Source organism: Streptomyces virginiae, assembly GCF_000720455.1.
In the GTDB taxonomy this organism is placed as follows: domain Bacteria; phylum Actinomycetota; class Actinomycetes; order Streptomycetales; family Streptomycetaceae; genus Streptomyces; species Streptomyces virginiae.
In genome coordinates this window covers 116157-141370 of sequence record NZ_JOAK01000015.1, presented here as the reverse complement: position 1 = coordinate 141370, position 25214 = coordinate 116157, and the positions used below count along the sequence as shown (strand labels likewise).

The 25214-nt window shown below is 72.2% G+C and carries 27 protein-coding genes; 10 read left to right on the top strand and 17 right to left on the bottom strand.

Annotated features, from left to right (window positions below; translation table 11 throughout):
• Positions 1-363: 363 nt before the first annotated feature.
• Positions 364-1005: a DNA-3-methyladenine glycosylase gene (locus tag IG86_RS0122380; protein ID WP_030829447.1), complete on the bottom strand. Its 642-nt coding sequence runs from the start codon at positions 1003-1005 to the stop codon at positions 364-366.
• Between the two features lie 108 nt (positions 1006-1113).
• Here IG86_RS0122380 and IG86_RS0122375 point away from each other — a divergent pair, with 108 nt between their 5' ends.
• The 3 genes from IG86_RS0122375 (at position 1114) to IG86_RS0122365 (ending at position 3163) form a co-directional block, all read left to right on the top strand.
• A complete protein-coding gene (locus tag IG86_RS0122375; protein WP_030829451.1) occupies positions 1114-1896 on the top strand; it encodes a sporulation protein in 783 nt (260 codons plus the stop codon).
• Between the two features lie 77 nt (positions 1897-1973).
• Positions 1974-2510: a YbhB/YbcL family Raf kinase inhibitor-like protein gene (locus IG86_RS0122370; protein WP_030829454.1), complete on the top strand. Its 537-nt coding sequence runs from the start codon at positions 1974-1976 to the stop codon at positions 2508-2510.
• Between the two features lie 149 nt (positions 2511-2659).
• Positions 2660-3163 carry an HNH endonuclease gene (locus tag IG86_RS0122365; protein ID WP_030665776.1) on the top strand — a complete coding sequence of 168 codons (504 nt, stop codon included), beginning with the start codon at positions 2660-2662 and terminating at the stop codon, positions 3161-3163.
• 37 nt (positions 3164-3200) lie between these two features.
• Here the strand turns inward: IG86_RS0122365 and IG86_RS0122360 are convergent, their stop codons facing one another.
• From IG86_RS0122360 to IG86_RS0122345, 4 genes are all read right to left on the bottom strand, one after another.
• A complete protein-coding gene (locus tag IG86_RS0122360; protein ID WP_030829457.1) occupies positions 3201-3971 on the bottom strand; it encodes a sulfite exporter TauE/SafE family protein in 771 nt (256 codons plus the stop codon).
• A gap of 87 nt (positions 3972-4058) precedes the next feature.
• A complete protein-coding gene (locus IG86_RS0122355) occupies positions 4059-5045 on the bottom strand; it encodes an SPFH domain-containing protein (RefSeq protein ID WP_030829460.1) in 987 nt (328 codons plus the stop codon).
• Between the two features lie 83 nt (positions 5046-5128).
• Positions 5129-5557 (bottom strand): NfeD family protein, encoded by a 429-nt coding sequence (locus IG86_RS0122350; protein ID WP_030829464.1) that lies wholly within the window; start codon positions 5555-5557, stop codon positions 5129-5131.
• A gap of 109 nt (positions 5558-5666) precedes the next feature.
• Positions 5667-6461 carry an ABC transporter ATP-binding protein gene (locus IG86_RS0122345; protein ID WP_030829467.1) on the bottom strand — a complete coding sequence of 265 codons (795 nt, stop codon included), beginning with the start codon at positions 6459-6461 and terminating at the stop codon, positions 5667-5669.
• A gap of 133 nt (positions 6462-6594) precedes the next feature.
• Here IG86_RS0122345 and IG86_RS0122340 point away from each other — a divergent pair, with 133 nt between their 5' ends.
• On the top strand, positions 6595-7377 hold the full coding sequence (locus tag IG86_RS0122340; protein ID WP_030829470.1) for a hypothetical protein: 783 nt from the start codon (positions 6595-6597) through the stop codon (positions 7375-7377).
• A gap of 97 nt (positions 7378-7474) precedes the next feature.
• Here IG86_RS0122340 and IG86_RS0122335 read toward each other — a convergent pair whose 3' ends face one another.
• From IG86_RS0122335 to IG86_RS0122320, 4 genes are all read right to left on the bottom strand, one after another.
• Positions 7475-8455 (bottom strand): beta-propeller fold lactonase family protein, encoded by a 981-nt coding sequence (locus tag IG86_RS0122335; RefSeq protein WP_051785326.1) that lies wholly within the window; start codon positions 8453-8455, stop codon positions 7475-7477.
• A 113-nt stretch (positions 8456-8568) separates the two neighbouring features.
• The gene (locus IG86_RS0122330; protein ID WP_030829472.1) at positions 8569-8814 is read right to left on the bottom strand and encodes a chaplin; all 246 of its coding nucleotides are present in this window, start codon (positions 8812-8814) and stop codon (positions 8569-8571) included.
• A 150-nt stretch (positions 8815-8964) separates the two neighbouring features.
• Positions 8965-9627, bottom strand: coding sequence for a response regulator (locus tag IG86_RS0122325; protein WP_030829475.1), 663 nt, complete (start codon positions 9625-9627; stop codon positions 8965-8967).
• Complete coding sequence (locus IG86_RS0122320) at positions 9620-10768, bottom strand: GAF domain-containing sensor histidine kinase (protein ID WP_107056268.1); 1149 nt, start codon at positions 10766-10768, stop codon at positions 9620-9622. The genes IG86_RS0122325 and IG86_RS0122320 overlap by 8 nt, the downstream gene beginning before the upstream one ends.
• Before the next feature lie 194 nt (positions 10769-10962).
• Between IG86_RS0122320 and IG86_RS0122315 the strand changes: the two genes are divergently transcribed.
• The 3 genes from IG86_RS0122315 (at position 10963) to IG86_RS0122305 (ending at position 13843) form a co-directional block, all read left to right on the top strand.
• Positions 10963-11682 (top strand): SDR family NAD(P)-dependent oxidoreductase, encoded by a 720-nt coding sequence (locus tag IG86_RS0122315; protein ID WP_030829481.1) that lies wholly within the window; start codon positions 10963-10965, stop codon positions 11680-11682.
• Entirely contained in the window at positions 11682-12854 is a 1173-nt protein-coding gene (locus tag IG86_RS0122310) for an S-adenosylmethionine:tRNA ribosyltransferase-isomerase (protein WP_078905994.1), read from the top strand. Before IG86_RS0122315 ends, IG86_RS0122310 begins: the two co-directional genes overlap by 1 nt.
• 296 nt (positions 12855-13150) lie before the next feature.
• Positions 13151-13843, top strand: coding sequence for a transglycosylase SLT domain-containing protein (locus IG86_RS0122305; protein ID WP_030829486.1), 693 nt, complete (start codon positions 13151-13153; stop codon positions 13841-13843).
• A gap of 100 nt (positions 13844-13943) precedes the next feature.
• Here IG86_RS0122305 and IG86_RS0122300 read toward each other — a convergent pair whose 3' ends face one another.
• On the bottom strand, positions 13944-16472 hold the full coding sequence (locus tag IG86_RS0122300; RefSeq protein WP_078848128.1) for an ABC transporter ATP-binding protein/permease: 2529 nt from the start codon (positions 16470-16472) through the stop codon (positions 13944-13946).
• A 232-nt stretch (positions 16473-16704) separates the two neighbouring features.
• Here IG86_RS0122300 and IG86_RS43965 point away from each other — a divergent pair, with 232 nt between their 5' ends.
• Positions 16705-18309, top strand: a complete 1605-nt coding sequence (locus IG86_RS43965; RefSeq protein ID WP_420894109.1) for a streptophobe family protein — start codon at positions 16705-16707, stop codon at positions 18307-18309.
• Positions 18310-18411: 102 nt separating this feature from the next.
• Positions 18412-19611, top strand: coding sequence for a phosphoserine phosphatase SerB (serB, locus tag IG86_RS0122290; protein WP_030829495.1), 1200 nt, complete (start codon positions 18412-18414; stop codon positions 19609-19611).
• Between the two features lie 91 nt (positions 19612-19702).
• On the opposite strand, the gene IG86_RS0122285 is transcribed toward serB, so the two are convergent.
• The 4 genes from IG86_RS0122285 to IG86_RS0122270 form a co-directional block, all read right to left on the bottom strand.
• Positions 19703-20224 (bottom strand): SixA phosphatase family protein, encoded by a 522-nt coding sequence (locus IG86_RS0122285; protein WP_030829498.1) that lies wholly within the window; start codon positions 20222-20224, stop codon positions 19703-19705.
• Positions 20225-20306: 82 nt separating this feature from the next.
• Positions 20307-20528, bottom strand: a complete 222-nt coding sequence (locus tag IG86_RS0122280; RefSeq protein WP_030829501.1) for a hypothetical protein — start codon at positions 20526-20528, stop codon at positions 20307-20309.
• Between the two features lie 187 nt (positions 20529-20715).
• Positions 20716-20835 (bottom strand): SGM_5486 family transporter-associated protein, encoded by a 120-nt coding sequence (locus IG86_RS45085; protein ID WP_253910784.1) that lies wholly within the window; start codon positions 20833-20835, stop codon positions 20716-20718.
• A gap of 4 nt (positions 20836-20839) precedes the next feature.
• Entirely contained in the window at positions 20840-22132 is a 1293-nt protein-coding gene (locus tag IG86_RS0122270) for a CynX/NimT family MFS transporter (RefSeq protein WP_030829504.1), read from the bottom strand.
• 64 nt (positions 22133-22196) lie between these two features.
• On the opposite strand from IG86_RS0122270, the gene IG86_RS0122265 reads away from it, so the two are divergent.
• Positions 22197-22982: a FadR/GntR family transcriptional regulator gene (locus tag IG86_RS0122265; RefSeq protein ID WP_167751159.1), complete on the top strand. Its 786-nt coding sequence runs from the start codon at positions 22197-22199 to the stop codon at positions 22980-22982.
• Here IG86_RS0122265 and IG86_RS40070 read toward each other — a convergent pair.
• The 3 genes from IG86_RS40070 to fabG form a co-directional block, all read right to left on the bottom strand.
• The gene (locus tag IG86_RS40070; RefSeq protein WP_053679487.1) at positions 22963-23394 is read right to left on the bottom strand and encodes a hypothetical protein; all 432 of its coding nucleotides are present in this window, start codon (positions 23392-23394) and stop codon (positions 22963-22965) included. The two genes, IG86_RS0122265 and IG86_RS40070, sit on opposite strands and share 20 nt — an antisense overlap.
• A gap of 187 nt (positions 23395-23581) precedes the next feature.
• Positions 23582-24352: an enoyl-ACP reductase FabI gene (gene fabI, locus IG86_RS0122255; RefSeq protein ID WP_030829513.1), complete on the bottom strand. Its 771-nt coding sequence runs from the start codon at positions 24350-24352 to the stop codon at positions 23582-23584.
• Positions 24353-24357: 5 nt separating this feature from the next.
• Entirely contained in the window at positions 24358-25077 is a 720-nt protein-coding gene (gene fabG, locus IG86_RS0122250; RefSeq protein ID WP_030829516.1) for a 3-oxoacyl-[acyl-carrier-protein] reductase, read from the bottom strand.
• Positions 25078-25214: the final 137 nt, after the last annotated feature.

Here is a 25214-nt window from a genome sequence, read left to right as displayed (position 1 = left end):
TGTTGAGTTCTCAAGGAACGGACGCTTCCTTTGTACTCACCCTCAGCAACATCGGCTGGGGCTTTCCTCCGGGCTTTCGTTCTGCTGTCTTGCGTTTCCAACTCTACCAGATCATTTCCACGCCGTTTCCGGCTTCGGATTTGAATTCGGTGACCGTTGGGGGTCTTTGCCTTTCGGCTCCCACCACGTTAGCGCTTTTCCCTTGCGACTCATAATCGAGTCGCCGGCCGGGAATTCGGGCATGCCGAATAGGACCCCGCCAGGGGTAAGTCGTAGGTAGTGGGTTGGCCGCTCCGGGGGTCTGCCGATGGCAGTGCCCCGTAAAAGCGGCTCGAGCTACGTTAGGCGTCCGGCAAGGGCGAGTCAAGTTGAGCGGCGGCGTGGCGCGTGGGCGCGGTACGGGCTCACCGTCGGGTCGTGGGTGATCCAGAAGCGGTACGGGTGGTCCGCGCCGGCTCCGCCGACTCCCGTGCGCGGACCGCTGCTCACCAGGTCGGGCGAGGTGGGGGTACCCGCGAGGAGGGACAAGGGGGAATCGGGGCCCCCGCAGAGGTCGGTCCCGTCCAGCGAGCGGTCCACGTCCAGAGCCGTGGCCAGACGAGCCGGGCCCTTGGCGAGTTCTCGCGGGTTTCTGGCTGAAACTCGCCGTTTGGCGGCCAGGTCGGCGCCGACCGTGATCTCGCCCGCGCGCACCAGGACACCGCTCGCGTGGCCCGGCGGGCCGCACACCAGGTTGAGGCTGAACCACATGCCGTAGATGAAGTAGACGTACGCGTGTCCGGGTGGACCGAACATCGATGCGTTCCGTGCCGTGCGTCCGCGGTAGGCGTGTGAGCCCGGATCGGACTCCCCCTCATACGCCTCGACCTCCGTGATGCGCAGTTCGAGGAGGCCCTCCTCGGTACGGCGGACCAGGGTGCGGCCGAGGAGGTCCGGGGCCACGGTGAGGACCGGGCGGTCGAAGAAGGACCGGGGCAGGGGCGTACGGTCGAGACGCGCGCTCATCCGGTCGAGCGTAGTGGAACGCGCTCACCTGCAACCGGGACCTAAGGTTCCGCGTTTGTAAGGGGTAGTCGCGGCGTAGTCGCCAGATCGTTCAAGGGGAGTTTGAGCATGGGCTTCAAGAAGCTGTTCGCGAGCCTGGGTGCCGGTGGTGCTTCGGTGGACACGATCATCACCGAGCCGAACGTCGTACCGGGCGGGATCGTCCAGGGCGAGGTCCGGATCCAGGGCGGATCCGTGGAGCAGCAGATCGAGGGGCTGTCCGTCGGGCTGCAGGCGCGGGTCGAGGTCGAGGGCGGTGACCAGGAGTACAAGCAGGACGTCGTCTTCACCAAGCAGCGCCTCGGCGGTGCCTTCCAGGTGCAGGCCGGCGCGCTGCACGTGGTGCCCTTCGCGCTGGAGATCCCCTGGGAGACGCCGATCACCCACTTCGCGGGTCAGCACCTGCACGGCATGAACATCGGGGTGAGCACCGAGCTGGAGATCGCGCGTGCGGTGGACGCGGGTGACCTCGACGCGATCAACGTGCACCCGGTGCCGGCGCAGCAGGCGATCCTGGACGCCTTCCGTCAGCTCGGCTTCACCTTCCGCAGCGCGGACATGGAGCGGGGGCACATCCGCGGGACGCGGCAGACGCTGCCCTTCTACCAGGAGATCGAGTTCCTGCCGCCGTCGCAGTACCGGGGTCTGAATCAGGTCGAGCTGACCTTCGTCTCGGACGGCCGGGAGATGGACGTCGTCCTGGAGATGGACAAGAAGCCGGGGCTGTTCAGCGAGGGCAGCGACACCTACCGCTGCTTCCAGGTGGGTCTGCAGTCGTACCAGGGCACCGACTGGGCGGCGTACCTGAACCAGTGGATCGCCAGCGTCGGTTCGCAGCGCAACTGGTTCTAGGGCACGCCCTAGGCTCGGAACCGCGTCCGCACACGGCGGGCGCGGTCCGATGTGTCCCCCCTTCCGGAGGTTCAGCAGTGTCAGAGCAGAGCAGGGCGCCCCTTCCGCACGACTTCCATCCCGAGGTCGCGTCCTTCACCTTGACGAGCGAGGACGTCTCCCACGGAGCCGACCTGAACGCCGCGCAGGTCCTCACGGGGAAGAACGTCTCGCCGCACCTGCGCTGGGAGGGCTTCCCCGAGGGGACCAAGAGCTTCGCCGTGACCTGCTTCGACCCGGACGCGCCCACGGGCAGCGGGTTCTGGCACTGGGTCCTCTTCGACCTGCCCGCTTCGGTGACGGAACTGCCGGCCGGGGCGGGCTCCGGGGACTTCGCGGGCCTGCCGGAGGGGGCTGTGCACGCGCGGAACGACTACGGCACGCGGGACTTCGGCGGCGCGGCCCCGCCGCGCGGGGAGCGGCACCGCTACGTCTTCACCGTGTACGCGGTGGACCGCGAGCAGCTCGGCCCGGACGAGGACTCCTCGCCGGCGGTCGTCGGATTCCATCTGCGGTTCCACGCCTTGGGGCGTGCGCAGCTCGTCGCCGAGTACGAGGCGCCCGCCGCGCGCTGATCGTTCGCCCGGCGTTTGCCCGGTCCTGGTCTAAAGAAGGCCAGGACCGGGCATTTTTATTGCGTTGTCCCGCGTGGCGCGCGCGGCCAGAGTGGTTGCGGGCCCTGCCGCCGTCGTGGTCGCGGGCCTGCACACGGGAGGTGGGCGAGATGCGGGACACGCTGGTGCTGAATGCGAGCTTCGAGCCGCTGTCGACGGTGACCCTGAACCGGGCTGTTGTCCTGGTGCTCCAGGACAAGGCCGTCGTCGAACAGTCGCACCCCGATCTCCGTGTCCGCGCCGCCACCATGGATCTTCCGATGCCGCGGGTGATCCGGCTCTGCCGGTACGTCAGGGTGCCCTTCCGAAGACATGCTCCCTGGTCGCGGAGGGGGGTGCTGGTCCGGGACCAGCACCGGTGCGCCTACTGCGGCAGGCGCGCGACCACGGTGGACCACGTGCTGCCCAGGGCCCAGGGCGGTGGGGACACGTGGCTGAACACGGTGGCGTCCTGCGCCGAGGACAACCACCGCAAAGCGGCCCGGACTCCGGAGGAGGCGGGAATGCCGCTCCTCCGGAAGCCCTTCGTACCGTCTCCGGCGGACGCCATGCTCCTCGCGCTGGGGGTGGCCGGGCAGGAGGGCCTCCCGGAGTGGCTGGAGCGTTCCGCCTAGGACGCCTGCGCTGAGCGACGTAGCGGATCTACGTCGCTCAGCGGACCAGCAACTGGACGATCGCGAGGATTCCGACCGTCACGATGACTGCGCGCAGGACCGTCGGCGACAGCCGGCGGCCGACCTTGGCCCCGATCTGGCCGCCGATCGTCGAGCCGACGGCGATGAGCAGGACGGCCGTCCAGTCGAACTCGGCGACGAAGAGGAAGAAGACGGCCGCGATGCCGTTCACGAGGGCGGCGATGACGTTCTTGACCGCGTTGATCCGTTGCAGGTCGTCGCGGAGCAACAGGCCCATCAGGCCGAGGTAGAGCACGCCCTGGGCCGCGCCGAAGTAGCCGCCGTAGGCGCTGGAGAACAGCATGCCGCCGAGCAGGAGCGGGCCGCCGTCGGGGTGGCCGGTGTCGCCGCCGGCGGCTTCCTGACGTCGGCGCAGGGCGGCGGCGAGCCGGGGCTGCAGGATGACGAGGACGAGTGCGAGCCCGATCAGGACGGGCACGATCGTGTCGAAGGAGTCGGACGGCAGGGCCAGGAGCAGGGCGGCGCCCGCGAGTCCTCCGACGGCGGAGACCGAGCCGAGTCGCAGGATGCGGGCGCGCTGCCCCTGGAGTTCCTTGCGGTAGCCGATGGCTCCGCTGATGGAACCGGGCACCAGGCCGAGGGTGTTGGACACGTTGGCGGTGACCGGCGGCAGGCCGGTGGCGAGCAGCACCGGGAAGGTGATGAGGGTGCCGGAGCCGACGATGGTGTTGATCGTGCCGGCGCCGATGCCGGCGGCGAAGACCGCGAGTGATTCCCAGATGGACATGGACTGTGCCATCCCCTTTGCATGAGTGAGTCGCCTCCCCGCCATGAAGGTCGAGGGGCCTCACTGATCATGCAGGAAGGGGTGGGGTCAGTCGATCGGGGGCTGTTCGCGGCGGTCGGCGGCGTCCTTGTCGCGGGCGGCCGGGATGCCGCCGCCGTCCTTGCCGGAGTTCTGCGGGTTGAAGCCCGAACCGCCACCCAGGGGGCCGAAGTTGCCCATGGCGCCGGAGAGGCCCTTCAGGGCGTCGCCGATCTCGCTGGGCACGATCCAGAGCTTGTTGGCGTCGCCTTCGGCGATCTTCGGGAGCATCTGCAGGTACTGGTAGGCGAGGAGCTTCTGGTCGGCGTCTCCGGCGTGGATGGACTCGAACACCGTACGAATGGCCTGTGCTTCACCCTCGGCCTTGAGCGCGGCGGCCTTGGCCTCACCCTCGGCGCGCAGGATGGAGGACTGCTTCTCACCCTCGGCGCGCAGGATCTCGGACTGCCGGACGCCCTCGGCCTGGAGGATCGCGGCGCGCTTGTCGCGGTCGGCGCGCATCTGCTTCTCCATCGAGTCCTGGATGGAGGTCGGCGGCTCGATGGCCTTGAGCTCGACGCGGTTGACGCGGATGCCCCACTTGCCGGTGGCCTCGTCGAGGACCCCGCGCAGGGCGGCGTTGATCTCCTCGCGGGAGGTGAGGGTGCGCTCCAGGTCCATGCCGCCGATGATGTTGCGCAGCGTGGTGACGGTGAGCTGCTCGATGGCCTGGATGTAGCTGGCCACTTCGTACGTGGCCGCGCGGGCGTCGGTCACCTGGTAGTAGATGACGGTGTCGATGTTGACGACCAGGTTGTCCTGGGTGATGACGGGCTGCGGCGGGAAGGGGACGACCTGTTCGCGCAGGTCGATCCGGTTGCGGATCGAGTCGATGAACGGGACGACGATGTTGAGGCCCGCGTTGAGGGTGCGGGTGTAGCGGCCGAACCGCTCGACGATGGCGGCGCTGGCCTGCGGGATCACCTGGATCGTCTTGACCAGTGCGATGAAGACCAGAACCACCAGAATGATCAGGACGATGATGATCGGTTGCATGCGGTTCCCCGTGCCCTTCCGGCTGTCTGTGCTGCCCCGTTGATCGGAGTCTCGCAGACCTGGGGGCCGCGAGCAGGCTGCTTTCACATCACGACGGCGGTCGCCCCGTCGATCTCCACCACGTCGACGGACTGGCCGGGTTCGAAGCTGGTGTCCGCGTCGAGGGTGCGGGCGGACCAGACCTCGCCGGCGAGCTTGATCCGGCCGCCGCCGCCGTCGACGCGTTCGAGGACGACGGCGCTCCTGCCCTTCAAGGCGTCGATGCCGCTGCGGTGTTGGGGGCGCTGGTCGCGGTGGCGGTTGGCGATGGGCCGGACGACGGCGATGAGCGCGACCGACACGACCACGAACACCAGGACTTGGGCCACCACTCCGCCGCCCAGGGCCGCCGTGACGGCTGCCGCCACCGCCCCGACGGCGAACATGCCGAACTCCGGCATGGCGGTCAGGACCAGGGGGATGCCCAGTCCGACCGCGCCGATGAGCCACCACACCCACGCGTCGATGTCCACGTGGTCATGGTAGGTCGATGGGGCGCGGTCGGGACAGGGTGCGGGGGACCGTACCCGGAGCGTAACCGTGCGGGTTTCTCCGGCCGGGGGGCCCGGCCGGGGCTCCTGCTCAGCCGAGGGGCAGGCCCTGGGCCGTCCAGCGGTCGGTCCCGTTGCGCTCGACGACCAGGGGGAGGCCGAAGCAGAGCGAGAGGTTGCGGGAGGTCAGTTCGAGGTCGATGGGGCCCGCGGTGACGACCTTGCCCTGACGGATCATCAGGACGTGGGTGAAGCCGGGGGCGATCTCCTCGACGTGGTGCGTGACCATGACCATGGAGGGGGCGAGCGGGTCGCGGGCGAGGCGGCCGAGGCGGCGCACGAGGTCCTCGCGGCCACCGAGGTCGAGGCCCGCGGCGGGCTCGTCGAGGAGCAGGAGCTCGGGGTCGGTCATCAGCGCGCGGGCGATCAGGGTGCGCTTGCGCTCGCCCTCGGAGAGGGTGCCGAACTTCCGGTCGAGGTACTCGGTCATGCCGAGGCGGTCGAGGAAGGCACGGGCGCGCTGCTCGTCGACCGCCTCGTACTCCTCCTGCCAGGTCGCCGTCATGCCGTAGGCGGCGGTGAGGACGGTCTGCAGGACGGTCTGCCGCTTCGGGAGCTTGTCGGCCATCGCGATGCCGGCCACGCCGATGCGGGGGCGCAGCTCGAAGACGTCGACCTTGCCGAGGGTGCTGCCGAGGATGGTGGCGGAGCCCTTGGTGGGGAAGAGGTAGCTGGAGGCGAGGTTCAGCAGTGTGGTCTTGCCGGCGCCGTTGGGGCCGAGGATCACCCAGCGCTCGCCCTCCTTCACCGACCAGGAGACCTGGTCCACCAGAGCCCGGCCCTCGCGGACCACGGATACGTCCACCAGCTCCAGAACATCGCTCATGAGCGTGTTGTCACCCCTTGCAGTCACGGTTCTCTGTGCGCCGGTAGACGCAGCCCCAGGGGAAAACCTACGCCACTCGGGGTGGGGTCCGGGGCCGGGGCCCGGTGCGGGTGGCGATCCGTAAAGTGGGGGGATGCTTTTCGAACCACGTTCAGGGCGGCTGGCCGCCTGGGGGAACGCGCTGCTGGCCGGTCTGGTCTCGCCCGACGAGGCCGCGATGTCGATCGTGGGCGAGGACGCCGTGCACCGGGTGGAGGGGCTGCCGGACGAGGCGGGTCCGGTGGGGCTCACGCTGGCGCTCGGCCGGCTGCGCGCGCTGGGGGTGACGGGTCTGCGGGTCGCGCTGCCGGCGCCGGGGCACCCGCTGGGGCTGAGCGGACCGCCGGAGTTCAACGCGCGGGCGCTGGAGGCCGAGGAGGCGGTCCTCGCGGTGGGTGCGGCGGTGGGGCTGGTGCCTGAGGTGGCCGAGGCCGGTCCGGCCGGGGACGTGCACGTGTCGGTGACCTGGCACGTGCTGCCGGTGCGGGAGGCCCCGCCGGCCGATGTGCCGTCGCTGAGCGAGGCGGAGCGGGAGCTTGCGGAGGCGCTGCGCGAGGCGACCGTGGTGCTGACCCGGCTGGACGTGGCGGGGTCGGGGCCGGTGGCGGAGGCGGCCCTGTCGGCGTACCGGGCGCGGGCCGAGGCGGGGCAGGACGCGCTGGCGCCGGGCTATCCGGCGCGGGCGGTACGGGTGCTGGCGCTGGCGCAGCGGGTGGACCTGATGGTGTCGCTGGCGTACGAGAGCGGGCACGGGGGTGCGGTGGCCGCGTCGGAGATGGCGGCGCGGGCGGAGGCGCTGCGGCCGGTGGAGCGGGTCGCGCGGCGGGCGCTGGTGGCGGCGTACAACTCGGCCGTCGAGGCGCGCGAGCGGGGCTGACGGTTCGCCGGGCGGCGGCGCGGGGTGTCGGGACCGGGCTGCGCCCGGGCTTCGCGGGGCTCCGTCCCGCACGCCGCGCCTCGAATGCCGTCGGGGCTCAATGTGCGACGCCGGTCGGGCCGTCGCCCACCGGGACGGTGGCGACGGTCCGGTCCGTTGCGGTGTCGATCACCGACAGGGTGTCCGACTCGAAGTTGCTGACGTGGACGCTGCGGCCGTCCGGGGCGACGGCGAGGCCGTTGGGGCCGTCGCCCACGGCGATGGTGTCCGTGACGGTGCGGCCGCGGGTGCTGATCACCGACACCTCGTCCGACCCGAGGTCGGCGACGTAGACGCGGCGGCCGTCCGGTAGGACTCCGATGCCTGCGGGCTGGTCCCCGACCGGGATGCGGTCCGTCTCCTCGCGGGCCCGGGTGTCGACCACCGAGACGTCGTCCGAGGTCAGGTTGGAGACGTAGAGGTGGCGGCCGTCGGGCGTGAGGGCGAGGGCGGTCGGTCCGCCGCCGACGGGGACGGCGCCGGTGACCGTGCCGGTGTCGGTGCGGATCACCGCGACGCTGTCGGAGCCGGCGTCGGCGACGTACAGCGTGCGGCCGTCGGGTGTCACCGCCAGGCCCAGGGGTGCGTCGCCCACGGCGATGGTGTCCGTGACGGCGAGGGTGCGGGTGCTGATCACCGACACGGTGCCCGCGCCGACGTTGGCCACGTAGACGCTCCTGTTGTCCGGGGAGACCGTCACTCTGCTCGGTTCGTTCCCGACCCCGACGGTTTCGACGACCGTTCTGGTGCGGGTGTCGACCACGGACACGGTGTCCGCCGCGGAGTCGGTGACGTAGAGGCGGGACCCGTCGGGGTCGAGGGCCGCGCTGTCGGGCCCGTCCCCCACGGGAACTCCGGCCAGGACGGTGCCGGAGCGGGTGTCGACGACCGAGACGGTGTCGGAGTGGAGGTTCGCGACGTAGACGAAGCGACCGGGCCGCTCGGGCGGTGCGGCCGCCAGTCCCGTCAGTCCCGTCAGGGCCGCCACCGCACAGAGCAAGGCGGCGTTTCGTCCGGTGATGTCCCGGTTCCTCGTCATGCGGGTCACGATAGGGGGCGTCCTGTCGATCACCCCGGGGCGCCCGGCCGACATACCGGTGCGGCCCCGCTTCCAGGGGAGAGGGGGAAGCGGGGCCGCAGGTCGGGGTGGGGTCAGGCGTTCACGCCGGTGTTGCCCCAGGCGCCGTTGAGCAGGCCGATCACGCTGACCGTGTTGCCCACGACGTTCACGGGGACGTGCACCGGTGCCTGGAGCAGGTTCCCCGAGGCCACGCCGGGCGAGTTCAGGGCCTCGCCCTCCGCCGACGCACCGCCGTGCGCCGAGGAGACACCGGCGCCGGCGGCGACGAGGCCGCCCGCGATCATGGTGACGGCTGCGGCCTTCTTGAAGTTCTTCACGTTCTCGTTCCTCCGTTGCGTCGGCCGCGACCAGCCGTCGCGGCACGCCATGGAGAACGGACGCCCCGCCCCCTCGGGTACGCCATGTGGGCTACATACACCCGACCGTATGAATCTCAGACCGGAAGGAGACGGTCCGATTCGGGCTCCTCAGTCGGCGATTCCGTGCCTGACCGCCCACAATGCGGCCTGGGTCCGGTCGGAAAGGTCCAATTTCATCAGGATGTTCGAGACGTGGGTCTTGACCGTCTTCTCGGACAGCACCAGGGCGCGGGCGATCTCCCGGTTGGAGCGGCCGTCCGCGATCAGGCCGAGGACCTCGCGCTCCCGGTCGGTCAGCGAGCCGGGCCGGCCCGCCGGGGAACCCTGCTCGTCCTGGGAGAGCAGGGCCTGCGCCACCTCCGGCTGGAGCAGGACGTGGCCGGCGTGGACGGAGCGGATGGCTCCGGCCAGGGCGTCGGGGTCGATGTCCTTGTAGACGTATCCCGCCGCACCGGCGCGCAGCGCGGGGACCACGGTCCGCTGCTCCGTGAAGCTGGTGACGATCAGCACCCGCGCCGGGTTCGCCCGCTCGCGCAGCCGGCGCAGCGCCTCGATGCCGTCGGTGCCCGGCATCTTCACGTCCATGAGGATCACGTCGGGCCGCAGCTCCTCGGCGCGGGCGATGCCCTCCTCGCCGTCGGAGGCCTCCCCGACCACCTCGATGTCCTCCTGGACCTCCAGGAAGGTGCGCAGGCCCCGCCGGACCACCTGGTGGTCGTCCACGAGCAGGACCCGGATGCGGCTGCCGCTTAGGCCGGTGCTGTCAGCCACCGGGGACCTCCATCTCGATCGTGGTGCCCCGACCGGGCTCCGAGTGCACGGCGAGGCGGCCTCCGACGCCGCTCGCGCGGTCCCGCATGGAGACCAGGCCCAGGTGGCGGCCCGCCCGGCGGACGGCCCCGGGATCGAAGCCCCTGCCGGAGTCGACGACCTTGAGGACCGCGCCGCCGGAGGGCGTCCGGGCGAGGGTGACCTCGACGCGGTCGCCGTCCGAGTGGCGCAGGGCGTTGTGGAGGGCCTCCTGGGCGACGCGGAGCACCGCTTCCTCCTGGGTCGCGGGAAGGGCCCGTACGCCGTCACAGGTGAAGGTGACGTGCGCGGCGTGCGCGCGGTCGAGTACGTGGACGTGCGTGCGCAGGGTGGCCACCAGGCCGTCCTCGTCGAGGGCGGCCGGGCGCAGCTCGGTCACGGCGGCGCGCAGTTCGTCCGCGGCCTCCGCCGCGAGGGCGGCGACCTGCTGGAGCTCGTCCTTGGCGCGGGCCGGGTCGCGGTCGACGAGGGTCGCGGCGGCCTGGGCGGTGAGGCGCAGGGAGAAGAGCTTCTGGCTGACGGCGTCGTGCAGCTCGTGGGCGAGGCGGGAGCGCTCCTCGGCGATGGTCAGCTCGCGGCTGCGTTCGTAGAGCCGGGCGTTGGTGAGGGCGATCGCCGCGTGCTGAGCGAGGAGGGAGAGGAGCTCCTGGTCCTCGTCGGTGAAGACGCGCCCGCTGCCGTCGGGCGCGCTCCGCTTGTTCGCCAGGAAGATCGCTCCGAGGATCTCCTCGCCGTCGCGGACGGGCATGCCCAGGAAGTCGGACATCTCGGGGTGGGCGGCGGGCCAGCCCTCGAAGCGGGGGTCCTGGCGTACGTCGGCCAGCCGCTCGGGGCCGTTCTCGTGGAGCATCGCGGCGAGGATGCCGTGCTGCCGGGGCAGCGGGCCGATCCGCCGCCACTGTTCCGCGCTGATGCCGTCGACGACGAACTGGGCGAAACCGCCGTGGTCGTCGGGGACGCCCAGGGCCGCGTACTCGGCGTCCAGCAGCTCGCGGGCCGACACCACGATCGTGCGGAGCACGTCGCGGACCTCCAGGCGGCGGCTCATGGCGAGCAGCGCGGTGCTCACGGCGGCCAGGCCGCTGCGGGGTCCGCCCGGCAGGGGGCTTGCGGTCATGGCCTCACCGTACCGGCGGCCGTGACCTGCCGGATCGGGCGGTGGGTGGATCCGGGGCACCCCTGAGGGCGTAGGTCCAAGGGACCTGTACGGGTGGGGCCGGCGGCCGACGCGGCGGCGGCCCGCCCGTTCCTAGGTTGAGGGCATCTGCTGATCGGAACGAAGGCGAAGGTGCTGTCATGTCGGTGGCGATCGTGACGGGGGCGTCCAGGGGGCTCGGCCGGGCGCTGGCCGGGGAGCTGGCGGCGGAGGGCTGGGACCTGGTGCTGAGCGCCCGCGGCGCGACCGCACTGGAGGAGGCGGCGGCCGGGCTGGAGCGGGCCGAGGGGGTGCGGGTCGTGGCGGTGGCCGGGGACGTGTCCTCGGCGGCGCACCGGGCGGCGCTGGTGGCGGCCGCGCGGGGGCTGGGCGGGCTGGACCTGCTGGTGAACAACGCGGGGGTGCTCGGTGCGGAGCCGCTGGTGCCGCTGGCGGTCCAGCCGGTGGCCGGGCTGCGCGAGGCGTTCGAGGTCAACGTGCTGGGGCCGCTGGGGCTGGTGCAGGAGGGTCTGCCGCTGCTGCGGGCCTCGGCGGCGGGGGCGGTGCTGAACATCAGCTCGGACGCCGCGGTCGTTCCGTACGCCACGTGGGGTGCGTACGGGGCGACCAAGGCGGCGGTGGACCTGATGTCGGCCGTGCTGGCGGTGGAGGAGCCGGAGCTGCGGGTGTGGTGGGCGGATCCGGGCTCGATGCGGACGCGGATGATGGCGGCGGCCGAGCCGGGAGAGGACCTGGCGGGGCTGCCGGCGCCGGAGGAGGTGGCTCCGGTGCTGCTGCGGCTGCGGACGCAGGACCTGCCGAGCGGGCGGTACACGGCGGAGGGGCTGGCCGGGTCCCCGGCGGGAGGCGGGACGCGGTGATGAGCGGGATCGGGGCGGCCGGTGGCGGGCCGGCCAGTGTGGTGGGCGGGCGTGCGGGTTGGGTGGCGGACGGCAGCGGGGGGTCGATTTCGGGACTGTATATAACGGACATTCCTCGCGAACTCTTGGCCCGGGTTCCGGCCGAGCAGCGGGGGCCGGGGCGGGGGCGGGACTCGGTGCGGCTACTGGTGTCCCCGGGCGGTGCACAGCCGTCGCTGCACGCCTTCCGCGAGCTGCCGCACCTGCTGCGGGCCGGTGACGTGCTGGTGGTGAACACCTCGGCCACCCTCGCGGCCGCCGTGGACGCACGGCTGGGCGGCGAGGACGTGGTGGTGCACTTCTCGACCCGGGGGGACGACGGCCGCTGGGCGGTGGAGCTGCGCGCCCCGGCGGGCCGGGGGACGACCCGGCCGCGCCCGGGCGGGCCGGCGGGGGCGGTGGTGGAGCTGCCGGGCGGGCGCCGCCTGGTGCTGGAGCAGCCCCTGGCGGCGGACGCGGACCGGCTGTGGTGGGCGCGGCCCTCCCCCGCGCCGTACGGGGTCCCGGAGCTGCTGCGGGAGCACGGGCGGCCGATCCGGTACGCCTACACGGAGCGGGACCAGCCGCTGTCGGCGTACCAGACGGTGTTCGCGGTGCCGGCGGCCGACGGGTCGGGGTCGGCCGAGATGCCGAGCGCGGGCCGCCCCTTCACGGCGGAGCTGGTGGCGCGGCTGGTGAGCCGGGGGGTGCAGTTCGCGCCGCTGACCCTGCACACGGGGGTGGCCTCGCAGGAGGCGCACGAGCCGCCTTACCCGGAGCGGTACGCGGTGCCGGCCACGACGGCGGCGCTGGTGAACGCGGCGCGGGCGGGCGGCGGGCGGGTGATCGCGGTGGGGACCACGGCCGTGCGGGCGCTGGAGTCGGCGGCGGACGAGCGCGGGGTGGTCCACGCGGCGGGCGGGTGGACCGACCTGGTGGTGACGCCGGAGCGCGGGGTACGGGCGGTGGACGGTCTGCTGACCGGGCTGCACGAGCCCGAGGCGTCCCATCTGCTGATGCTGGAGGCGGTGGCGGGGCGTGCCGCCGTACGGCTGGGGTATGCGCAGGCGCTCGCCCGGCTCTGCCTCTGGCACGAGTTCGGTGACGTCCATCTGCTACTCAAGGATGACAACCGTCACGGATCGCATTGCTGAAGCAACGCATGGTGAGAACGGCGTAAGGGCGGTGTGAGCCCCGGCATAGGACCCACATCACTTACGAAGCTCCCTAGTGGAAGAGCGCAGGTCCCGCCAGAGCGGGCAGGCGCAGCGCCGGGGCCGCACCGCGGGCCCCGGCGCCCGCCCCTGATCCACTAAGCGGGATCGTACGTCACACCTTTGCCACAGGATTTTGCCGCCGCTAAGAATTGCTCCCGTCGCCAGGCGCCGCGGATCCCGGATCCGCTCGGCGCCTTCCTGCGGCCCCCGCTATTCGAAGAGGTTGCCCCGCCATGTCTGCTTCCCGCACCCCTGGTCACAGTCGTCTGACGAAGGCACACAAGCTGTCCATCGCCGGTGTCGCCACCCTGAGCGCCGCCGCCGTCGCCTTCTCCCTCGTCCCCGCCGACGTCGCCGAGGCCGAGACCACCATCTCCGCCGCCCCCGTCGCCTGGGCCCAGGCCGTGAACGGCACGCAGACGAAGGCGCTGTACGGCCACCTCTCCACGCAGCAGGTCATCGCCGACGCCAACGCCAAGGCCGCCGCCGTCGCCGCCAAGGCGAAGGCCGACGCCGACGCCAAGGCCAAGGCCGAGGCCGCCGCGAAGAAGGCCCGCGAGCAGAAGGCCGCCGCGAGCCGCTCCGCCGCCCGCACCCCGGTGTTCGCGAACAACCTGGACGGCTGGATCAAGGAAGCCCTCTTCATCATGAAGAAGGAGGGCATTCCGGGCACCTACGCCGGCATTCACCGCAACATCATGCGTGAGTCCAGCGGCAACCCGATGGCGATCAACAACTGGGACATCAACGCCCAGAACGGCATCCCCAGCAAGGGTCTGCTCCAGGTCATCCTCCCGACGTTCAAGGCGTACCACGTCAAGGGCACCAAGTTCGACCAGTACGACCCGGTCGCCAACATCGTCGCCGCCTGCAACTACGCGGCCGACCGGTACGGCTCGATGGACAACGTCAACAGCGCCTACTAGGCCTCCGGCGGTCCTCGCCCCACCCCGCACGCAACGCCGAAGGGCGGCACCCGGATCCCGGGTGCCGCCCTTCGGCGTTGTGCGGACGACGCGCCGTCGACTACTTGCCCGCGCGCATGACCTCGGGCTCGTGGCGGCGCAGCAGGCGCTGCACGAGGAACCCGCACGCGATGCCGATGGCCAGCAGGATGATGATGTTCAGGCTCCACTGGCCGACCGTGGCGTCCCAGAGCGGGTCGGTGTTGGTCGGGTTGTCCTGGTCCCACGGCGGCATGAGCTTGCCGAGGTTCAGCGTGGTGCCGGCGGCGGCGACGGCCCAGCGGGACGGCATCAGCCAGGCGAACTGCTCCAGGCCCGGGGAGTCGTAGACCTGGAAGAGGATGCCGGTGAAGACGACCTGGACGATCGCGAACATGACCAGCAGCGGCATGGTCTTCTCGGCGGTCTTCACCAGCGAGGAGATCACCAGGCCGAACATCATCGAGGTGAAGCCGAGCGCGATGACCGACACGCACAGCTCGACGGCCGGCGGCATCAGCAGCCCCTCGGCGGGCAGGTCGCGCGGGGCGAAGCCGATCGCGCAGATGATCACGCCCTGGATGGCCGTGATGATGCCGAGGACGATCACCTTCGACATGAGGTACGCCGACCGGGACAGGCCGGTCGCGCGCTCACGCTCGTAGATGACGCGTTCCTTGATCAGCTCACGGACCGAGTTGGCGGCGCCGGAGAAGCACATGCCGACCGCGAGGATCAGCATGATCGTGCCCGCGTCGCCGTTGAAGCGCGACGGCGGGGTCGGCGGCGCCAGGCCGAAGGTCGCCGGGATGACCGTGGAGACCACGCCCAGGACCGCCGGCAGGATCAGCATCAGGCCCATGAAGCCCTTGTCCGACGCGATCACCGAGACGTAGCGGCGGATCAGCGTCCACAGCTGCGAGCCCCAGCCCTGCGGCTTGGTCGGGCGCATCTGCTGCGCCGGCGGCATGACCACCGGCTGCGGGGCGACCGCGTCGAGCTCGGCGGCGTAGAGCTGGTAGTGCTGGGAGCCCTTCCAGCGGCCCGCCCAGTCGTAGTCGCGGTAGTTCTCGAAGGCCGAGAAGACGTCCGCCCACGTGCTGTAGCCGAAGAAGTTCAGCGCCTCGTCCGGCGGCCCGAAGTAGGCGACCGACCCGCCCGGGGCCATGACCAGCAGCTTGTCGCAGAGCGACAGCTCGGCGACGGAGTGCGTGACGACGAGGACCGTGCGGCCGTCGTCGGCGAGGCCGCGCAGCAGCTGCATGACGTCGCGGTCCATGCCCGGGTCGAGGCCGGAGGTCGGCTCGTCCAGGAAGATCAGCGACGGCTTGGTGAGCAGCTCCAGGGCCACGGACACGCGCTTGCGCTGACCACCGGAGAGCGCGGTGATCTTCTTGTCCTTGTGGATGTCGAGCTTCAGCTCGCGCAGCACCTCGTCGATGCGGGCGGCGCGCTCGGACTCGGCGGTGTCGCCGGGGAAGCGGAGCTTGGCCGCGTACTTGAGCGCGGTGTTGACCCGCAGCTCCTTGTGCAGGATGTCGTCCTGCGGGACCAGGCCGATGCGCTGGCGGAGCTCCGCGAACTGCTTGTACAGGTTGCGGTTGTCGTAGAGGACGTCGCCCTGGTCGGCGGGCCGGTAGCCGGTCAGCGCCTTGAGCAGGGTGGACTTGCCGGAGCCGGACGGGCCGATGACGCCGATCAGCGACTTCTCCGGGACGCCGAAGGTGACGTCCTTGAGGATCTGCTTGCCGCCGTCGACCGTGACGGTGAGGTGGCGGGCCGAGAAGGAGACCTCGCCGGTGTCGACGAACTCCTCGAGCCGGTCCCCGACGATGCGGAACGTCGAGTGGCCGACGCCGACGATGTCGTTCGGGCCGAGGAGCTGGGTGCCGGACTTCGCCAGCGGCTGGCCGTTGACGTAGGTGCCGTTGTGGCTGCCGAGGTCGCGGATCTCGAAGCGGCCGCCGGGCATCGAGTGGAACTCGGCGTGGTGGCGCGAGACCTGGAGGTCGGAGACCACCAGCTCGTTCTCCAGCGCACGGCCGATCCGCATGACGTGGCCCAGCGAGAGCTGGTGGAACGTCGTCGGGCTGCGGTCGCCGCCGTAGCCCGCAGCCGCGGCCTGCGGCTGGCGGGGCGCGGCGCCGCCGCCCTGCTGCTGCGGGACGTGGACCTGCGGCTGCTGCGGCTGGTGCTGCTGCTGGTTCCAGGCCTGCTGGGGCTGCTGCGCAGCCTGGTAGGCCGCGGCCTGAGGCTGGGCGTACGCCTGGGCCGGGGTCTGCTGCGCCTGCTGCTGCGCCACGGCGGGCTGCGGCGCGGCGGCGGCGCTCAGGTTCAGTCGCGGGCCGTCGGTGGCGTTGCCCAGGTGGACCGGCGTGCCGGGCACGAGCGCGGTCTGCTGGACCCTCGCCCCCTGCACGTAGGTGCCGTTGGTGCTGCCGTGGTCCTCGAGCCCCCAACCCTGGCCGTTCCAGGCGATGGTGGCGTGCCGCCACGACACCCGCGCATCGTCGATCACCACGTCTCCCTGGGGATCGCGCCCCAGCGAGTACGACCTGGACGGATCGAGCGTCCAGGTCCTGCCATTCAATTCCAGTACGAGTTCCGGCACTCCAGCCCCACTTAAGTCCCCCGAGAATCCCCCATGACGTCAGGGAGTCTAGGGATGGCGAACATCCGGGGGAACTATTTCAGGCCTGCAGCCGTATGTGGAATCCGGGCCTTGCCGGGGCGTCTACGTCCGCCCGTTGACGGGGGCGAAAGTCACCCGGAGAGTGAGATACGGGACTTCTCGCCCGGGGGTTCCGTCGCGTACCGCTCGGCAGGCATCGGGGGTCCACCGCGTGCGCCGCATCCGCTGGGGAGACGTGTTCCTGTCCGCCGTGGCCGCCGTGGGCTGGTCCCTGATCGTGATGGCGGGGGTGGCCGGTCTGGGGCTGCACCTGCTGGGCGCGGACGCCGCCGGGGGTTCGCTCGGGCCGATGACGGCTGCCGTGGTGGTCCTCGCGGTCGGTGGAACCGTGGACCCTTCGGGTGACGTCTCGGTCTTCGGAGTTGCCGGAGCGGGGGCCGAAACCTCCCTGGACGTCATGCCCTTGGGGGTGTCGCTGGCCGGGGCCCTGGTGCTGGCCGGGCTGTTCCTGCGCTCGCTGCGAGCCGGAGCGGGCGGGGGCGAGACGGCCGCCAGGGTCGTGGCCTTCACCGCGCTGCTCGTCGCGACGGCGGGAGGCCTGGCGTGGGCCGGGCACGACGTGGTCACCCTCGACGGCACGGCGCTGCCGAGGACCCCGGTGAAGGTCGAGGTGCCGGGGATCGGGGACATCGGCGGGCTGCTCCCGGACCGGGTGGGGGACCTGGTCGAGGCGCGGACCCGGGTGGGCTTCTCCGTGGAACCGGGGCCGACCCTGCTGGGCGCGGGCCTGTGGGCGCTCGCGGTGCTGGCGGTGGCGCTGCTGGTCTCGCGGCGCGGGCCGGCCGGGCTCGCCCGGGTGCGGCCCGCCGCCTCCGCGGTGGTGACGGCGGGGCTGGTCGCGGTGGCGGCGGGGCTGGCCGCGGCGGTGTGGGCGGCGCTGGGCGACGAACGTCCCGGGCGGGTGCTGGGCGCCGCGCTGCTGGGCGCTCCGAACGGGAGCTGGCTGGGGGTGCTGCTGGGGCTGTTCGTGCCGGTGCGCGGCGGGGCCACGGGCGAGCCGGCGCGGCTGCTGCCGGATCCGCTGGACGACCTGCTGTCGGCGTCCCCGCGGGAGCCGGTGACGGTGGCCCGGCTCGCGGAGTACGACGGGCGGGTCTGGCTGCTGGTGGTGGGGGTGTTCCTGCTGCTGCTCGCCGCGGGCGTGCTGGCGGCCGTACGGTCTCCCGGGCTCGGCGTCGCGGGATGCGCGGTGCGGCTGGGAGCGGTGACCGGGGTGGCGCTGGCGGTGCTGGTGCGGCTGACGCGGCTGTCGGCGGACGCCTCGCTGGCGGTGCTGGGCGTGGACATGGTGGACGCCGGGGTGGAGCTGCGCGGTGACGTCCCCTACGCCCTGCTGCTGGGCTCGGTGTGGGGTGCGGTGGCCGGCGCGGCCGGTGCGCTGCTGGCGGGCCGCGGCCGGGCGGCTGCCGTCGCGGCGGGTCGCCCGGCCGCGGGCGGGCCCGGCGGGCCGGGCCCGGTGGATCCCGGCGCGCCCACGGCCCCGTACCCGGCGGGCCCGTACGCGGCGGGCCCCGGCGGCCGGGGCGGGCGCGGGGGCCGTGGCGGGCAGGGTCCGCCGCCCGAGTGGGCCGTGCCGTACCTGGATCCGGACGTCTCCTGGGACGTGACGGTCACCGGCGTGCCGCCGCACCCGCCGCGGCGTACCCGGCCCCCGCAGCGGCCACCCTTCACCCCGCCGCCCCCGCCGGGCGCCCCGCCCCCGCCGAAACCGCCGAACCCGCCGAACCCGCCGGAGCCACCGGTTCCGCCGCGGTGACGGCCGGGCAGGACGCGGCACGTTCACGAGCGGGACGCGGCGCGTTCAGGAAATGGGACGGGGGTCCTGTCCCGGGGGCCGGGAAGATACGGTGAGGGCACCATGAGCGCATCGCAGACCTCCGACGTCCCCACCCTCCTCGTCAAGATCTTCGGCAAGGACCGTCCCGGGATCACCGCCGGGCTGTTCGACACCCTCGCCGCCTACTCCGTCGACGTCGTCGACATCGAGCAGGTCGTCACCCGTGGCCGCATCGTCCTGTGCGCCCTCGTCACCAAGCCCGTCGGCAGCACCGAGGGCGACCTGCGGGCCACCGTCCACAGCTGGGCCGAATCGCTCAAGCTGCAGGCCGAGATCCTCTCCGGTACCGGTGACAACCGGCCGCGCGGCAGCGGCCGGTCCCACGTCACCGTGCTCGGCCACCCGCTCACCGCCGAGTCCACGGCCGCCATCGCCGCGGAGATCACCGGGGCCGGCGGCAACATCGACCGTATCTTCCGGCTCGCCAAGTATCCGGTGACCGCGGTGGAGTTCGCCGTCTCCGGTGTGGAGACCGAGCCGCTGCGCACCGCGCTGGCCACGGCCGCCGCGCACATCGGCGTGGACATCGCCGTCGTCTCGGCCGGGCTGCACCGCCGGGCGCAGCGCCTGGTCGTCATGGACGTGGACTCGACCCTCATCCAGGACGAGGTCATCGAGCTCTTCGCCGCCCACGCCGGGTGCGAGGCCGAGGTCGCCGAGGTCACCGAACGGGCCATGCGCGGCGAGCTGGACTTCGAGCAGTCGCTGCACGCCCGGGTGGCGCTGCTGGCGGGCCTGGACGCCTCCGTCGTGGACAAGGTGCGCGCCGAGGTGCAGCTGACCCCGGGTGCGCGGACCCTGATCCGTACCCTGAAGCGGCTCGGCTACCAGGTGGGCGTGGTCTCCGGCGGCTTCACCCAGGTGACGGACGACCTGCGGGAGCGGCTGGGGCTGGACTTCGCCTCCGCCAACACCCTGGAGATCGTCGACGGGAAGCTGACGGGCAAGGTCACCGGGGAGATCGTGGACCGGGCGGGCAAGGCCCGGCTGCTGCGCCGCTTCGCCGCGGAGGCCGGTGTGCCGCTGGCCCAGACGGTGGCCATCGGTGACGGCGCCAACGACCTGGACATGCTGAACGCGGCCGGGCTGGGCGTGGCCTTCAACGCCAAGCCGGTGGTCCGCGAGGCGGCGCACACGGCGGTGAACGTGCCCTTCCTGGACGCGGTGCTGTACCTGCTGGGGATCACCCGCGAGGAGGTCGAGGCCGCCGACCTGGCCTGACCCCCGTCGGTGCCCGGGGCACCCGGTCCCGGACATGAGTGGGCCCCGGCGGCCGGTGCGGCCGCCGGGGCCCCTTCGCGTGCGGCGCCGGTCAGTGGCCCTTGGGGGTCCAGTAGTCCAGCAGGGTGCCCACCCCGTGCTCCAGGGACTTCCACGAGCCGGTAAAGGAGACGACGGCGAGCGCGGCGGTCGGGAAACCCGTGCGGGTCATCCGCGCCAGGGTGTCGCCCTCCGCGCGCCCGGAGAGGGCGTCGGCGAGGGCGTGCATGCCGGGGTTGTGGCCGATGACGAGGAGGTCGCGGACCTCGTCGGAGGTCTCGTTCAGCAGGGCGATGAGCTCGCCCGGCGAAGCGTCGTAGATCCGCTCCTCGTAGTGGGTCTTCGGCCGGTGCGGCATCTCCTGGACGGCGAGCTTCCAGGTCTCGCGGGTGCGGGCCGCGGTGGAGCAGAGGGCCAGGTCGAAGGCGATGCCGGTCTCGGCGAGCTTCAGACCGACGGCCGGCGCGTCCTTGCGGCCCCGCTCCGCCAGCGGACGGTCGTGGTCGGACACCTCGGGCCAGTCGGCCTTGGCGTGCCGGAGGAGGGCGATCCTGCGGGGTGTGTCTGCGCTCATGGCTCCCAGCTTCGCATGAAACGGGCCATGGGGCGCAGGGTGTTGAGGGGGCTCGTCCCAGGTGGTGAGGGGCGCTCGGGGGTCAGCCGACGGCGCGCAGGAGTTGTTCGGCGACCTGGACGAGACCGGAGACCTCGCCGGTGGCCGCGTGGGCCTCGCCGGAGCCGGCGAGGAGCAGCAGGAGCAGGCCGAAGGCGAGTGCGGGCAGGGCCAGGGCCCACCAGTGCAGCCGGGTGCTCGCCGCGGTGGTGGCGCTCGCCCGGCGGGCGGACGGGAGGGACCGTGTGTGCGTGGGGGCCGACATGGCCGCCTCCGTGGGTGTGTGGACCGGACTGGCTCGCTGCCTACGAATCTATGGATCCGGGACGGCGGTTCCCATCCGGGGCACACCCCACTTCACCCTGAGCCTGACCCCCTAGGGGTCGGTGGGGATATCCCCACCCCCGGGGAGGCGGTCACCGGGGAGGCGGTCACCGGGGAGGCGGCCGGCGTCAGGGCGAGGCGATCGTCGCGATGACGGAGATGATCACGGTGATGCCGAGGAAGGCGCCGAGGACGAGGCCGAGCTTCTTGCGGCCGTCCTGGGGGTTCGGTTCGAGTACGGGCGACATGCGGTCAGTCTCGCACGCCGCATTCGTCCTCGATCGTGCGGTCCCGTCCCGCCAGGACGCCGAGGGCGATCTGCGGCACGAGCAGGCCCGCCATCAGGGCGAGCGGCAGGTCCCAGCCGCCGCTGTGCTGGTAGAGGGTGCCGATGACGAGCGGGCCGGGGATGGAGATGAGGTAGCCGGTGCTCTGGGCGAAGGCGGAGAGCTTGACCACGCCGGCCGGGGACTTGGCGCGCAGCCCGATCATGGTGATGACGAGGGGGAAGGCGCAGTTGGAGACGCCGAGCAGGAGTGCCCAGGCCCAGGCTCCGGCGGCGGGGGCGAAGTAGAGCCCGAGGTAGCCGGTGAGGCCGAAGACGCCGAGGGTGACGGCGATGGCCCCCTGGTTCCGCATGCGGCCGGCCAGGCCCGGGATGACGAAGGCGAGCGGGACGCCCATGACCATGGTGACGGCGAGGAGCACACCGGCGGTGGAGGCGGAGACGCCGGCGTCGCGGAAGATCTGCGGGAGCCAGCCCATGGTGATGTACGCGCCCGTGGCCTGGAGGCCGAAGTAGCAGGCCAGGGCCCAGGCGGTACGGCTACGGGCGACCCGCGGGCCCGCGTCGGTCCGTACGGCGGCGCTCGCGCCCGGCCCGGCGGCGGCCCGGTCGGCGCGCCGGGCGGCGCGGGCGATGGGCAGCCACAGCAGGACGGCGACGACGGCGAGGGAGGCCCACATCAGCAGGCCGGTGCGCCAGCTGCCGCCGAGGGCGTCGGTCAGCGGGACGGTCGCGGCGGCGGCGAGCGAGGTGCCGGCGGCCAGGGCCATGGAGTAGAGGCCGGTCATGGTGCCGACCCGGTCCGGGAAGTAGCGCTTGACGATCACCGGGAGCAGGACGTTGGTGAGCGCTATGCCGGCCAGGGACAGGGCGCTGGCGGCGAGGAAGCCCGCGGCGCCGTCGGCGAAGGGGCGGATCAGCAGTCCGGCGGCGACGGCGGCCATGCCGGCGCAGACGACGGCGACCGGGCCGAAGCGGCGGGAGAGCCGGGGTGCGGTGACGCCGAAGACGGCGAAGCACAGGGCCGGGACGGAGGTGATCAGTCCGGCGACCGTGCCGCTCATGCCCAGGCCGGTGCGGGTCTCCTCGAAGAGGGCGCCGAGGCTGGTGATGGCGGGGCGGAGGTTGAGGGCGGCCAGCACGATTCCGACGATGAGCACCGGGCCGAGCCAGGTCGGCCGTGCCGTCGCGTGCGGGGTGGTCAGCGTGGCGCGGTCTGCGGCGGGCCGGTCGAGCGTCTTGGTTTCTTCGTCGGACATTGAACCATCATAGAATCATGGGATGATTGGTTGTCCAGTCGCATTCCGCACGTGAGAGGAACCCATGCCGCTGACCTCGCCCCGGCGCTCCGCGCTCGTCGATCAGGTGATCGCCCAGCTGCGCAACCAGATCACCTCCGGCGAGTGGCCGGTCGGCTCGCGCATCCCCACCGAGCCGGAGCTGGTGGAGCTGATGGGCGTCGCCCGCAACACCGTGCGCGAGGCGGTGCGGGCCCTGGCGCACAACGGCCTCCTCGACATCCGGCAGGGCTCGGGCACGTACGTCATCGCGACCAGCGAGCTGGCCGGGGTCATGCACCGGCGCTTCGCCGGGGCCGAGCCGAGGCACATCGCCGAGCTGCGCTCCACGCTGGAGTCCTCGGCGGCCCGGCTGGCGGCCGAGCGGCGCACGGAGCGGGACCTGGTCCAGCTGGACGCCCTGCTGGCGCGCCGCGAGGAGGCCTGGGCGGGCGGGGACGCCGAGGTCTTCGTCGCGGCGGACGTGAGCCTGCACATGGCGGTGGTGACGGCCTCGCACAACGACGTGCTGATCGAGCTGTACGCGGACCTCGGCGAACTGGTGGCCGACTGGCTGCGGGCCGACGTGGGCACCGTGCTGGATCCCGCCGCCCATGTCGACCACGCCCGGCTGATCGAGGCGATCCGGCGCGGGGACGGGGACGCGGCGGCCTCGGAGGCCTCGGGCTACCCCTTCGTCTGTCTCGGCAGGGACGACGAGCACGGCAAGGACGGCAAGGGCGGCAAGGGCGGCGGGAAATGCGGGGAGGGCAAGGACGGCAGGGGCGGCAAGGACGCGCAGGGGGCCCCGGTCACGCCCGTCGGTGGCTGACCCAGGCCGCGCGGACTTCCTTCCAGCAGCGGCCTGTGAGCTCGGTCCGGCCGGCCGGGCCCACGGCCACGGCCGCGCCGTCGCCGTCCAGGTCCCACCAGCGGTCGCACTCCACGTGCAGGCTCACCAGGTCGGTCTCCGGGTAGGCGTTGTGGCAGTGCGCGGTCACCTGGGAGCCCTCGATCGAGGTGGCGCAGTCGGCGCCGAAGAGGTCACGGGTGGCGGGCGGCGAGGGCTGCACGGGGGGTTCGGCGGGGATGTCGGAGAACTCCACTACGGCCGGGGCCGCCACCTCGGGGCCGGGGGCGGCCTCTTCTCCGGAGGGCTGCGCGGCGACGGCCGGGATCAGGAGTCCGGTCACGATCACCGATGTGACCAGTATCGATACCGCTCGGCTCGGCCTGGTGCGCACTCCTGCCTCCTCCCCGCCGGAGCCGGGAAGATCCCGACCTGGCCAGTTTGCAGGCATCCGTCCCGGTTTTCGACTCGGGAAGATCCGGTCAGCCGGTGAACATGCGAGCGAAGCCGCCCCCGCGGACCCCCTGCTCCCGCGCCGCCCCGGCCCCGCCGCCGTACGGACACGGGGTCCTGACCGGGGGTCAGGCGCCCATCGCGTGCACGCCGCCGTCCACGTGGACGATCTCGCCGGTGGTCTTCGGGAACCAGTCCGACAGCAGGGCGACGACGCCCTTGCCCGCCGGCTCCGGGTCGCTCATGTCCCACTCCAGCATGGAGCGGGTGTTCCAGACCTCGGCCAGCTCGCCGAAGCCCGGGATGGACTTCGCGGCCATGGAGCCGATCGGACCGGCCGAGACCAGGTTGCAGCGGATCTTCTCCTTGCCCAGGTCGCGGGCGAGGTAGCGGCTGGTGGCCTCCAGCGCGGCCTTGGCCGGGCCCATCCAGTCGTACTGCGGCCAGGCGAACTGCGCGTCGAAGGTGAGGCCGACGACGGCCGCGCCCTCCGCCGGGAAGAGCGGCTTGCAGGCCATGGTCAGCGACTTCAGCGAGAACGCCGAGACGTGCATGGCGGTGGCGACCGACTCGAACGGCGTGTTCAGGAAGTTGCCGCCGAGGGCGTCCTGCGGCGCGAAGCCGATGGAGTGCACGACGCCGTCGAGGCCGCCGAGCTCCTCACGGACGAGGCCCTCCAGGCGGGCCAGGTGCTCGTCGTTGCTGACGTCGAGCTCGATCACCTTGACCGGCTTGGGCAGCTTCTTCGCGATGCGCTCCGTCAGCGACGGACGCGGCCACGCGGTGAGGATGACCTCGGCGCCCTGCTCCTGGGCCAGCCTGGCCGTGTGGAAGGCGATGGAGGACTCCATCAGCACACCCGTGATGAGGATGCGCTTGCCCTCGAGAATTCCGCTCATGGTGATCAGTGACCCATGCCCAATCCGCCGTCAACGGGAATGACGGCTCCGGTGATGTACGCGGCGTCGTCGGACGCCAGGAAGCGGACGGCTGCCGCGATCTCCTCGGGCTGCGCGTAGCGGGCCAGCGGCACCTGCGCCACGATGCCCGCGCGCTGCTCGTCGGTGAGGACCTTCGTCATGTCGGTGTCCACGAATCCGGGCGCGACGACGTTGAAGGTGATGTTGCGGGAGCCCAGCTCGCGGGCGAGCGAGCGGGCGAAGCCGACCAGCGCGGCCTTGGAGGCGGCGTAGTTGGCCTGCCCCGCCGACCCCATGAGGCCGACGACCGAGGAGATCAGGACGACGCGGCCCTTCTTGGCACGGAGCATGCCGCGGTTCGCGCGCTTGACCACCCGGAAGGTGCCCGTGAGGTTGGTGTCGAGCACCGAGGAGAAGTCCTCCTCGGACATGCGCATCAGCAGGGTGTCCTTGGTGATGCCGGCGTTGGCCACGAGCACCTCGACGGCGCCGTGCGCGTCCTCGATCTGCTTGTAGGCCTGCTCCACCTGCTCGGAGTCGGTGATGTCGCACCGCACCGCCAGGACACCGAGCTCGGTGAGGGCCTGCGGCGGCTCACCCGACCGGTACGTGATCGCGACCTTGTCGCCGGCCTCCGCGAAGGCTCGGGCGATGGCGAGGCCGATGCCCCGGTTTCCTCCGGTGACGAGAACCGAGCGGCTCAACGGATCACCCTTTCGCTAGCGGTCTGAATACCGAAAACCTATAGGTCGCATCGCTCGTACGGAGAATCGAGCCCCGACAGGGCCTCGCAGCGGGCTCTGTCGAGTCCCTACAGAAAGATGTAGGCACAAGGGCCCCG

Excerpts from the sequence above, each read along its gene's own strand:
- IG86_RS0122335 (WP_051785326.1), bottom strand. The coding sequence starts at position 8,455 with ATGACGAGGAACCGGGACATCACCGGACGAAACGCCGCCTTGCTCTGT.
- serB (WP_030829495.1), top strand. The coding sequence starts at position 18,412 with ATGAGCGCATCGCAGACCTCCGACGTCCCCACCCTCCTCGTCAAGATC.
- IG86_RS0122365 (WP_030665776.1), top strand. The coding sequence starts at position 2,660 with ATGCGGGACACGCTGGTGCTGAATGCGAGCTTCGAGCCGCTGTCGACG.
- IG86_RS0122355 (WP_030829460.1), bottom strand. The coding sequence starts at position 5,045 with ATGCAACCGATCATCATCGTCCTGATCATTCTGGTGGTTCTGGTCTTC.
- IG86_RS45085 (WP_253910784.1), bottom strand. The coding sequence starts at position 20,835 with ATGTCGCCCGTACTCGAACCGAACCCCCAGGACGGCCGCAAGAAGCTC.
- IG86_RS0122345 (WP_030829467.1), bottom strand. The coding sequence starts at position 6,461 with ATGAGCGATGTTCTGGAGCTGGTGGACGTATCCGTGGTCCGCGAGGGC.
- IG86_RS0122265 (WP_167751159.1), top strand. The coding sequence starts at position 22,197 with ATGCCGCTGACCTCGCCCCGGCGCTCCGCGCTCGTCGATCAGGTGATC.
- IG86_RS0122360 (WP_030829457.1), bottom strand. The coding sequence starts at position 3,971 with ATGTCCATCTGGGAATCACTCGCGGTCTTCGCCGCCGGCATCGGCGCC.
- IG86_RS0122315 (WP_030829481.1), top strand. The coding sequence starts at position 10,963 with ATGTCGGTGGCGATCGTGACGGGGGCGTCCAGGGGGCTCGGCCGGGCG.
- IG86_RS0122375 (WP_030829451.1), top strand. The coding sequence starts at position 1,114 with ATGGGCTTCAAGAAGCTGTTCGCGAGCCTGGGTGCCGGTGGTGCTTCG.
- IG86_RS0122280 (WP_030829501.1), bottom strand. The coding sequence starts at position 20,528 with ATGTCGGCCCCCACGCACACACGGTCCCTCCCGTCCGCCCGCCGGGCG.
- IG86_RS0122380 (WP_030829447.1), bottom strand. The coding sequence starts at position 1,005 with ATGAGCGCGCGTCTCGACCGTACGCCCCTGCCCCGGTCCTTCTTCGAC.
- IG86_RS0122340 (WP_030829470.1), top strand. The coding sequence starts at position 6,595 with ATGCTTTTCGAACCACGTTCAGGGCGGCTGGCCGCCTGGGGGAACGCG.
- fabI (WP_030829513.1), bottom strand. The coding sequence starts at position 24,352 with ATGAGCGGAATTCTCGAGGGCAAGCGCATCCTCATCACGGGTGTGCTG.
- IG86_RS0122310 (WP_078905994.1), top strand. The coding sequence starts at position 11,682 with ATGAGCGGGATCGGGGCGGCCGGTGGCGGGCCGGCCAGTGTGGTGGGC.
- IG86_RS0122305 (WP_030829486.1), top strand. The coding sequence starts at position 13,151 with ATGTCTGCTTCCCGCACCCCTGGTCACAGTCGTCTGACGAAGGCACAC.
- IG86_RS0122270 (WP_030829504.1), bottom strand. The coding sequence starts at position 22,132 with ATGTCCGACGAAGAAACCAAGACGCTCGACCGGCCCGCCGCAGACCGC.
- IG86_RS0122285 (WP_030829498.1), bottom strand. The coding sequence starts at position 20,224 with ATGAGCGCAGACACACCCCGCAGGATCGCCCTCCTCCGGCACGCCAAG.